This is a genomic window from Moorena sp. SIO3E8 (genome assembly GCF_010692445.1).
GTDB classification, from domain to species: domain Bacteria; phylum Cyanobacteriota; class Cyanobacteriia; order Cyanobacteriales; family Coleofasciculaceae; genus Moorena; species Moorena bouillonii.
Genome location: NZ_JAAHHM010000198.1, coordinates 1 through 9382, shown reverse-complemented (window position 1 = coordinate 9382; position 9382 = coordinate 1). Strand labels below are relative to the sequence as shown.

Below are 9382 nucleotides of genomic sequence, written 5' to 3'. Positions count from 1 at the left end.
CAGAACTGATTGGGGCAGCAGTTCCAGAGCTTCAAAGCTATTTGGGATAGCTGGCGGTTTGATTTCCATGGTTCTACACTACTACTCATCCTTCCCTTTTTGTCAACCCCATCACCTGAATGCTTACAACAGAAGACATCTGGACATTTAAAATATCCAACTCTAGATTGGTTATTTCGCCAATGTCCTCAAAGGAATTCTGAGCCTCTTGCAGCTCGCTAGCACTGCCAGATGTCTCATAAATACCGTTAAGGATATTTGCAATATTTAAAAAATTTTGGATGGATTCGGTGAGACTTCCCAATTCTTTAGCCACGTCTGCTAGGCTCTGAGGAGTTTTCATCAGAGTTCCAACCTCGAATATAATAGTGGCAACTTCTAAAGCAAACTTGATGTTCTCCCGTCTTTGCCAGTCTTGGAGAGCTTGCTTATAGTTCTCTACTGCGGTCTTCACTTCGGCTCTCTGCTGAAATAGTTGTCCATCTAATTCGCTAATAGTTGCTTCTATTTCCTGCTTTTCTGTTTCCTTTTCCGTAATTATCGAACTATACTCCTCAGAGAAGCTCTTGATCTGAGCAATATTGGCGTTCACATAGTCAGCCAGCAATTCTCCTGATTCAATAATATTCTCGTTGAGAACATTAAGATCACTAATCACCAACTCTAATGCTTTCCTGCCTCGAATTTGCTCTTGGTAGTCTTTAATCTCTGCGTCAATCGTCTTTATCAACATAAGGATGCCATCTAGGTTCTCCTGATATCTGTCCACAGGCAAAATAGGCACGAAAGCTCCCAGACTCGTATCCTGACCAATGTGAATCAGGTCTAAAGCGCCTACTCTCAAATCTAGCAAATCCACATCTGTAGTATCTTTAGGTACAATCTGGGTAATCCAGACTAGACTTTGGATTAAGAAGTTTTTGAGGTCAAAGTCAGAACAATTGCAGAGAGTGGGAGAACACTCCGCTTCGAGGGAATTAATTGCAGCTTCGGAAAAGGAATAGCTGAAGCGTAAGCTACTTTTCAAACGTTCCAACTTATCTGAAGCAGGGGGATTTCGTACATCATCATTGACCTGGACATAGTATCGCCCATGAAGACCCTCTTCAGTGTTGATGTATTTCAGACCATCGACAAATGTAAAATACTCGGTCTTCGAGACATTTTGTACCAATAAAGCACCATAGAATTTTTGACAGGAGAAGGATAGATTCTGGAGTGCATCATCATTGACTTCGATGGTAGTCGTGTAATCTTCAGTTTCTAAAGGAAACAGCTGACCGCAGATCAGCACATCATTTCCAGGAATTGTAATGGTTTTAGATTTGGAGCTATAAAGATAATTTCCATAAAGTGTAAACTTCTGAACTTCTTCAGGAAACACAAAATCTAAATCAGATAGATTGAGGCTGGGCTTGTAAGTATTGATGACTGGAGTAGCGATATAGGACAAAAATCCTTCCAGTTGGTCTTGCTGCAGACTTTCACTGAGGTCTTTTTTATAGTAAGGAACAAATTTAGGTTGTACGACACCCTTGTATTTTTGAATGAGACCACCTTTAAATACTCTTGTCCAAATTTTATTACGGCTATATTCTGCAAAAAGGGTCAAAGAGGTCAAGTCCCTCATTACCACTGTTACATCTGTATAATCGCTGTTTAATATGGAAATGTCAATTTCTGCACTAGTATCAAAAGCAGCAAAAATACTATTTGCTTTAGCGAAGGTGCTTTCCAACCATTTATTTTCTGCAACAGCTTGACTGAGAACATCACTCTGGCTAAAACTCAGGACCTTACCATATTCCTCGACATAACCATACTCCCCGCTGGAACTTGTTGTGAATTGCTCAAACGAAAGAGTGTTTAAGCTCCCAGAAAGATCCCAGCTTGACGTTCTTTCTTTCACTATTTCGTAACGATCTCTAGGCATAGCATAAACCTGGAAGATCGTATCTCCAAGAGTCACTCCAGAAATAAAGTGGGTTCCATGTTGAGCAAAGCACTGGAGATACTCATTGGCATCCGATACCTCAATATCATCCGGCGAAAAAAGAGCATCGGGGGACTTCACTCTTTTAAAAGATGCCATCGTCCTTCTGAATTGAGACTTGACCCCCAACTCGTCAGGAATGTTAGCAGGGTTGGGGTAAACTAACATTCCCCTTTTATTACTAGGATGAGTATCTATCCCATCAACTCGTTTTAACTGTACCAAGGCGTAACCAAAGTTGGAGTTGCTGAGATTTACACCTAATGTTTCCGAAAGCTTTTGGATAGCCGTATCTCGATCGCGATCGCCAATCAGCAAAGTACCAGCAGGAAATACGGCTGCTTGAGCACCATTAGAAGGATTTTTCACCTGATAGGGTAACAGGTTATCTAAGAGAGACTCTGGGGTATCGTGTAAGGACACATAAGGATAGCTCCAATACCCAGTCTCATCTAAAGATTTAATTTCAATTTCCTCCAAGGCTGGATCTGGAACGGGAAAGAGTGCATTATTCCCAGCCTCACCCGACAACCATGAGGGGTTGTAACCATACAACATATTAGCTGTCGTACCCAACTTTTCTCTGACGTTATCCATATTATTATTATGTGATTGCGTACTTCCTCGTTTGAACATGGGGAGCATGTCACTTATGCAGAACATTTGTACATTAGCTATAGCCCCCTCATGGGTAAAAGCCAAGCTCATATGGTACATAGTTCATTTGTTCTGGAACATAGACTTGCTCCCCATCAATTTGTGAGAACAATGTAATAGTAGTACTATTATATATCTGTGATCCTCATAAAACTCATAGAAAAACTCATAGAAAAACTCATAGAAAAACTCATAGAAAAACTCATATCTCACGAAAAACTCAGGGAGCATGTCACTTATGCAGCAACATTAGTAAATTATCTGGGGAATGGGGAATGGGGAATGGGGAATAGGTAATAGGGGGAGCATGTCACAAAGCGCCGAATATTTGGGGAGCATGTCAATTTTGTAAGAACACTTGAACTACAAACGCTTGAACTACAGTGTTTTCGGGGCTTCAGTAGCAGTTATGAGTTATTTTAGTACATTTGTTCTGCGAATTTGACCTGCTCCCAAAACTCATAGAAAAACTCATAGAAAAACTCATAGAAAAACTCATATCTCACGAAAAACTCATAGAAAAACTCATAGAAAAACTCATATCTCACGAAAAACTCATAGAAAAACTCATAGAAAAACTCATATCTCACGAAAAACTCAGGCAGCATGTCACTTATGCAGCAACATTAGTACATTATCTGGGGAATGGGGAATGGGGAATGGGGAATGGGGGCAGGGTAAGCGCAAGAAAAATGAACTCATAATATGCTAGTGAAACCGATGTCACAATAAAGGTGTCTCATGGCGATTGGCTTCGATAAACCCACTAACTCAACTCACACCAGTAGTCCATCCTTACCACAGAGCGCCAGCCCTTGATGCTCAACAGGTTCAGCAGCAAATGCTCGAGCATTTTGAAAATCTATCAGATCCGCTCCGGAAACAAGGAGTGCTCCATCCATTTGTAAGTTAAGTGATGATGGCACTGGAGCGCCACCATGATCGGGGCTTGGGGCTGAGAAGATATCGAAACTTATGGAATTAGCCACCAGCATTGGTTATCGACCTTTAATGCATTACCAAATGGGTACCCATTGCAGATACATATCGGCGAGTGTTTGAGCAGATATCCCCGAGAGCCTTTGAGAATAGCTTCGAGAGTTGGTTAAGGAATTTTGTGACAGATAATGGAGCCGATGTGATTCCTATTGATGGCAAACAACTCAAGGGTTCCTATGATCGCAACCAGAGAAAATCGGCAAGACATGTGGTTAGTGCCATAGCGAGTGAGTATCGGTTGTTTCGTAGGTCTTGTGAAAGTGGATGATAAAAGCAATGAAATTACAGCCATCAAGCGCCCTACTAGAATTACTCGACATCTGATGATGCAACCGATACCATTGATGCCATGGGGACTCAGCATCAAATAGCTGATGGTATTCGTGCTCTTGGTGCTGATTATGTTTTGGCGCTCAAAGGAAATCATCCCACTAAGTTCCACGCAGGTTAAGCAATGGGAAAGAAACTGCTGTTGCTAATCAGTTTGAGGGTATCGAGTATAGCTATGATCTGCGGGTAGAATCAGGACATCATCGTACGGAAAAGCGCGGCTGTTTGGGCAGTAACTCTTGCTCAAATAGACTTCGATTTGTACAAACAGTCCCAGTGGTCTGGATTACAGACCATTGTAATGGTTATTCGCACCCGCTATCATAGGAACAAGACTACCCGTGAGGTGATGTTTTACCTGACTTCTCTACCACCCAATGCTCAACACGTCGGGCAAAGCAATCCGAAAACACTGGTCCATTGAAAACCAACTCCACGCTCGTATTAGATGTCACCTTTGGGGAGGATGCGAGGCGGATTCGTACAGGAGATTCACCACAGAATATGGCTTTACTCAAGCGCGCTTAGTCTCAATCTACTCAATCTTGAAACGAGTTATAAACGCAGTACGAGCCAAAAAGTCAAACGAGCCAGTATGGTACCAAGGTATATGCTTAAGGTTTTAAAAGCTTCAATTCCCCTACAGTCTAACTTATCTGAGGCATAATTTTTCGCCGCTGTACCCTGTGACATTATCCTGAGAGTATCCACAATGATGGGAGTCAATCAATAGATCATAAATCGTCTGAGCATCATTAAGAACGGTGTCTGGAAGTTTGTTAATTTTTTCGTAGTTGGCGATGCCCACGACCAGAGCATGGGCATTATCCATTGCCGACATAAACTAATTTTATACAGGGCTAATTTTTTATAGCTATTATCCAGAAATAATGCCTCTTCCGGACTTACTATAAATTTATAACCTCCAACTTCCAACCTCAACCCTCAACCGAATAAACCCTTCCTTTCCAAGCACCACCCCGTCCTTGCCAATGTCGCCATGCTGAATCTATGGTCATTAGGGTATAGAGCAACCCGATCCCAGGTAAGCAAAATCCCAGCAGAGGAGAACATTGATAGAGACGCAGTGTGGGTAAGTAAGCTAAAGCCATCAGTAACCATGTCACCAGAGATGCGATCGCATTCAGCCAATGTCCAGTCAAAACACTAACGATCAAACCAATCGGAGGTACTAGATAAATTAAGGTCATTCCCATCACCGTACCTACTAATAGCCATGGGGAATACTCTAGTTGGGTAAAAGCCGTGCGAGCAATCATATTCCAGATACTCGCTAAAGAAGCATATGGTCGTAAGCTACGAGTTGATTGACTTAGCCCTAACCAAATGCCACCAAAGCCAGGGCGTTGCTGATTGGTTTTGCTAAAGCCCCCTAAATCCCCCAACTTTGGGGGACTTTGAGAGTTTTGTTCCCCCCAAAATTGGGGGGCTAGGGGGGCGAAACTTTTTGTATTACTAGATTTAACTGCTTGAGCGAGGGCGCAATCATCGATTAATGCTTGACGCACCACCTCAATCCCACCGATGCGGTTTAAGGCTTGATGGCGAATTAAAATACATCCTCCAGCGGCAGCAGCAGTAGATTTTTTGGGGTTATTGACCCAAGCAAAGGGATACAGTTTTTGAAAGAAGAAGACAAAAGCAGGAATAAGTAGTCCCTCCCAAAAGTCTTGGCATCTGAGCAACACCATTAGGGAAACTAGATCCAAGTGTTCCATCTCGGCTTTGGTAACCAGTTGACGGAGATTGGCTGGATCGTGCTCAATATCAGCATCGGTAAATAAAAAATAATCTGGGGCTGGGGTTTGCTGCTGCCCATGACGAATCCCCTGTTCTAAGGCCCAGAGTTTACCAGTCCAGCCAGGGGGTAGCTCTTGACCGGATAATACTTCTAGTTGGAATCGTTCGGAAGATTGGTTGCTTTCCTGGGCAAGGGCTTGAGCAATGGTGGCTGTTTGATCAGTGCTTTGGTCATCTACTACAATCACCGTCAAGCAGCCAGGATAGTCTTGAGCCAGAAGCGATCGCAATGTCGTGGGGAGCAACTCAGCTTCATTACGAGCTGGAATTACAGCACAAACGTTGGGTAAGGATTCCCCTTTACCTACAGACCTAGCAGAGAATTTATCTATAACCAGCCGTTGGTCTGCTCGCCAAAACTGACCCCGAAATCCTAGTAATCCGATCCAAATCCCTAAGGATAGAACAGTGATTCCTAATCCGATTGTATCCATTGGTTTTGATAGCTATTGCTAATTATCCACTACAAACAGCAAAATAGCTTAACCAATGAATGTGGTGTGTGAAGTAGAACGTTGACACTCCCCGCCGTTGAAGGATGGGGATTCTCACTTCAACGAGCTGTCTTGCCTAACCAGGCCGGAGCCAGGAAAGGTAGAGGACAATTCTCCATGAGCGTGTTTGGTCTATGACCTAGGTTTCGGTGTGCCCCACCGTACCTAAACTATTAAGGATTTAGATAGACAATTATTTTAAATATTTTTTTTTATCTTAGATTTTCATAGACGACCAAATCTTTAGATTGGATTATGCAACTAGCTTATCTCTTAGCTTGTTTTTTACATTGTCTACTTATTCTAAGATATTGTCTATCTTGATTTTTTTGAGTTATTTGTTACAATTCTATACTAACACGCTCTGTAAAAACTGTCAAGTCAGAGATTAAAATAAAAGCCGTCCTAGAAGAACGGGGCGCGATTACCCATTTTTTTTGGTAAAACATGCAAACCCAAGACAGGATTGTAGAATCAGGGGTTACAGAAGCGATCGCAAATAGCCAAAGCTATCTACTCGCTCAGCAATATCCCGATGGTTACTGGTGGGCAGAACTAGAATCCAATGTCACCATAACGGCGGAAATTATCCTACTCCATAAAATTTGGGGAACTGACAAACAACGACCTTTACATAAAGCGGAAGCCTATCTGCGTTCTCAACAGCGGAAACACGGAGGCTGGGAACTTTTCTATGGTGATGGTGGGCATTTGAGTTGTTCGGTGGAAGCTTATATGGCACTCCGCCTTTTAGGCGTACCCGCCAGCGACTCCGCTTTGGTCCGAGCCAGGGATTTTATTCTCAGACGGGGTGGCATCAGCAAAACCCGGATTTTCACCAAATTTCATTTAGCCTTGATTGGCTGCTATAGCTGGCGCGGGATTCCCTCGATTCCCCCCTGGATAATGTTGTTTCCGGAATGGTTTCCCTTTACGATCTATGAAATGTCTAGCTGGGCAAGGGGAAGTACAGTTCCATTATTAATTGTCTTTGACCAGAAGCCAGTATTTGATATTCAGCCAAGGATCAATCTAGACGAGTTATATACCGAAGGAGCTGATCACGCCAAGTTTGAGCTACCTCGCAATTCCGATTGGACAGATTTATTTGTACTCCTTGATGATGGATTTAAGTTAGCAGAAGACTTGAATTTAGTTCCATTCCGGAAGCAGGGACTCGAAGCAGCGGAAAAATGGGTCTTGGAGAGGCAAGAAGCCACAGGAGACTGGGGGGGAATTATTCCAGCCATGTTGAATTCCCTGTTAGCGTTGCGTTGTCTCAACTATGATCTTGCTGATCCGATCGTGCAACGGGGACTGGAAGCCATTGATCGGTTTGCCATTGAAACCCCTGACAGCTACCGAGTCCAAGCCTGTGTTTCCCCAGTTTGGGATACAGCTTGGGTATTGCGAGCGATGGTGGAATCTGGTTTAGACCCGGATCATCCTGCCTTAGTTCGGGGTGGAGAATGGTTGTTGCAGCAGCAAATACTAGACTATGGGGATTGGGTGGTCAAGAATCCCCAAGGGAAACCAGGAGGATGGGCTTTTGAGTTTCAAAACCGTTTCTATCCCGATTTAGATGATTCCCCAGTGGTGATTATGGCCTTGAATAGCTTGAAACTGCCTAATCAGAAACTAAAACGGGCAGCCATGGCTCGTGGCTTGGCTTGGATAGCATCAATGCAGTGTAACCAAGGGGGTTGGGCGGCGTTTGATATTAATAATAATCAACACTGGCTCAATTCTCTGCCCTATGCTGACCTGAAAGCTATGATTGACCCTAACACAGCGGATGTGACGGCACGGGTCCTGGAAATGCTGGGTTCCTGTAATTTATCTATAGAATCCCAGCAGTTAGAGAAAGCGATCGCATTTTTGATTCAGGAACAGGAAGCCGATGGCAGCTGGTTTGGTCGTTGGGGAGTTAACTATATCTATGGCACCAGTAGTGCTCTTTCCGCCTTGTCAAAGATAGCGCCTCACACCCATCAACGTAGTATCGAACGGGGTGCGGCTTGGCTAGTGAAATGTCAAAACCTTAATGGTGGCTGGGGTGAGACCTGTCTTAGTTACGATGATCCCAGTCTTAAGGGACTAGGAATCAGTACTGCATCTCAAACTGCTTGGGCTTTAATTGGTTTAATGGCAGCAGGAGAGGCTACTGGCAACTGGGCAATGGATGCCATTGAGAAGGGAGTCAACTACTTAGTGTCAACTCAGCAGCCCGATGGCAGTTGGGATGAAACCGAGTTTACAGGCACAGGTTTTCCCAGTCATTTTTATTTGAAGTACCACTTCTATCAACAATATTTCCCCTTGTTGGCCTTGGGAAGATATCAAATGTCTGTTTCAAGTTGAACGTTGTTTGTCAGAATGAAAAATTAAGAATGAAGAATGCAGAATGAAGAATTAAGAAGGCAGAATGGTGAAGGCAGAAGGCAGAAGGCAGAAGGCAGAATGGTGAAGGCAGAAGGCAGAAGGCAGAAGGCAGAATTCCCAATTCTAAATTCCCAATTCTAAATTCCCAATTCTAAATTCCCAATTCTTAATTCTTAATTCTAAATTCCCAATTCTTAATTCTTAATTCTTAATTTCCACGCATCCTATTTATTGCTGATGCTCAGCTAACCATACCGTCAAATCTGTGACAGTCTCAAAATCCAACAGCGCCTCGCTCAACTCTTCCAATTGAGCTATAGAAAGCTTTTGAATCCCCTGTTGTAGCTGGTCTGAAACACTCCCAAACCGACGGGTGATCAGACGTCTAACGATTGAGTAACCTTCCTCTTGCCTTCCTTCAAGTTTTCCTTCAAGTAAACCAAGTTTATGTCCTTTTTGAATGATCTTCTGATAAATTACAGACTCTTGCATCACTTCCTCCGGAAATAATTCTGTGATCAACCGTTGGTCAAACCGCAAACCAGCTAGTAACTGGGTACAAGCGGATATGTTAGTAAAAGCTAGTGCAGCGCGGCAGAAATACTTGAGCAGCTGCTGATAATGGTAAAATAGAAGGATGAACTGCTTACCTACTCGATGCTCAGCTTACCCTATTGTACTCTTCACAACTTGTGCTATGCCTGAC

General features: G+C 43.3%; 9 protein-coding genes. 4 read left to right on the top strand and 5 right to left on the bottom strand.

Going from position 1 to position 9382, the window contains the following annotated elements:
* Nucleotides 1-85 precede the first annotated feature (85 nt).
* Nucleotides 86-2590, bottom strand: coding sequence for an MAC/perforin domain-containing protein (locus F6K46_RS36125; protein WP_293067315.1), 2505 nt, complete (start codon nucleotides 2588-2590; stop codon nucleotides 86-88).
* A gap of 488 nt (nucleotides 2591-3078) precedes the next feature.
* On the opposite strand from F6K46_RS36125, the gene F6K46_RS36120 reads away from it, so the two are divergent.
* A complete protein-coding gene (locus F6K46_RS36120) occupies nucleotides 3079-3354 on the top strand; it encodes a hypothetical protein (RefSeq protein ID WP_293067312.1) in 276 nt (91 codons plus the stop codon).
* A gap of 72 nt (nucleotides 3355-3426) precedes the next feature.
* Here F6K46_RS36120 and F6K46_RS36115 read toward each other — a convergent pair whose 3' ends face one another.
* The gene (locus tag F6K46_RS36115; protein WP_293117916.1) at nucleotides 3427-3645 is read right to left on the bottom strand and encodes a hypothetical protein; all 219 of its coding nucleotides are present in this window, start codon (nucleotides 3643-3645) and stop codon (nucleotides 3427-3429) included.
* Between the two features lie 122 nt (nucleotides 3646-3767).
* Here F6K46_RS36115 and F6K46_RS40445 point away from each other — a divergent pair, with 122 nt between their 5' ends.
* On the top strand, nucleotides 3768-3917 hold the full coding sequence (locus F6K46_RS40445; protein WP_366510863.1) for a hypothetical protein: 150 nt from the start codon (nucleotides 3768-3770) through the stop codon (nucleotides 3915-3917).
* 714 nt (nucleotides 3918-4631) lie between these two features.
* On the opposite strand, the gene F6K46_RS36105 is transcribed toward F6K46_RS40445, so the two are convergent.
* Together F6K46_RS36105 and F6K46_RS36100 are read right to left on the bottom strand one after the other, a co-directional pair.
* Nucleotides 4632-4811 (bottom strand): hypothetical protein, encoded by a 180-nt coding sequence (locus tag F6K46_RS36105; RefSeq protein ID WP_293067306.1) that lies wholly within the window; start codon nucleotides 4809-4811, stop codon nucleotides 4632-4634.
* Nucleotides 4812-4917: 106 nt separating this feature from the next.
* A complete protein-coding gene (locus F6K46_RS36100) occupies nucleotides 4918-6234 on the bottom strand; it encodes a glycosyltransferase (protein ID WP_293067303.1) in 1317 nt (438 codons plus the stop codon).
* Nucleotides 6235-6741: 507 nt separating this feature from the next.
* On the opposite strand from F6K46_RS36100, the gene shc reads away from it, so the two are divergent.
* Together shc and F6K46_RS36090 are read left to right on the top strand one after the other, a co-directional pair.
* Nucleotides 6742-8655 carry a squalene--hopene cyclase gene (shc, locus tag F6K46_RS36095; protein WP_293067300.1) on the top strand — a complete coding sequence of 638 codons (1914 nt, stop codon included), beginning with the start codon at nucleotides 6742-6744 and terminating at the stop codon, nucleotides 8653-8655.
* Between the two features lie 36 nt (nucleotides 8656-8691).
* On the top strand, nucleotides 8692-8817 hold the full coding sequence (locus F6K46_RS36090; protein ID WP_267876365.1) for a hypothetical protein: 126 nt from the start codon (nucleotides 8692-8694) through the stop codon (nucleotides 8815-8817).
* A gap of 87 nt (nucleotides 8818-8904) precedes the next feature.
* Here the strand turns inward: F6K46_RS36090 and F6K46_RS36085 are convergent, their stop codons facing one another.
* On the bottom strand, nucleotides 8905-9168 hold the full coding sequence (locus F6K46_RS36085) for a DUF4351 domain-containing protein (RefSeq protein ID WP_293067297.1): 264 nt from the start codon (nucleotides 9166-9168) through the stop codon (nucleotides 8905-8907).
* Between the last annotated feature and the right edge of the window lie 214 nt (nucleotides 9169-9382).

Excerpts from the sequence above, each read along its gene's own strand:
- F6K46_RS36100 (WP_293067303.1), bottom strand. The coding sequence starts at position 6,234 with ATGGATACAATCGGATTAGGAATCACTGTTCTATCCTTAGGGATTTGG.
- shc (WP_293067300.1), top strand. The coding sequence starts at position 6,742 with ATGCAAACCCAAGACAGGATTGTAGAATCAGGGGTTACAGAAGCGATC.
- F6K46_RS36125 (WP_293067315.1), bottom strand. The coding sequence starts at position 2,590 with ATGGATAACGTCAGAGAAAAGTTGGGTACGACAGCTAATATGTTGTAT.
- F6K46_RS36105 (WP_293067306.1), bottom strand. The coding sequence starts at position 4,811 with ATGGATAATGCCCATGCTCTGGTCGTGGGCATCGCCAACTACGAAAAA.
- F6K46_RS36085 (WP_293067297.1), bottom strand. The coding sequence starts at position 9,168 with ATGCAAGAGTCTGTAATTTATCAGAAGATCATTCAAAAAGGACATAAA.
- F6K46_RS36090 (WP_267876365.1), top strand. The coding sequence starts at position 8,692 with ATGCAGAATGAAGAATTAAGAAGGCAGAATGGTGAAGGCAGAAGGCAG.
- F6K46_RS36115 (WP_293117916.1), bottom strand. The coding sequence starts at position 3,645 with ATGCTGGTGGCTAATTCCATAAGTTTCGATATCTTCTCAGCCCCAAGC.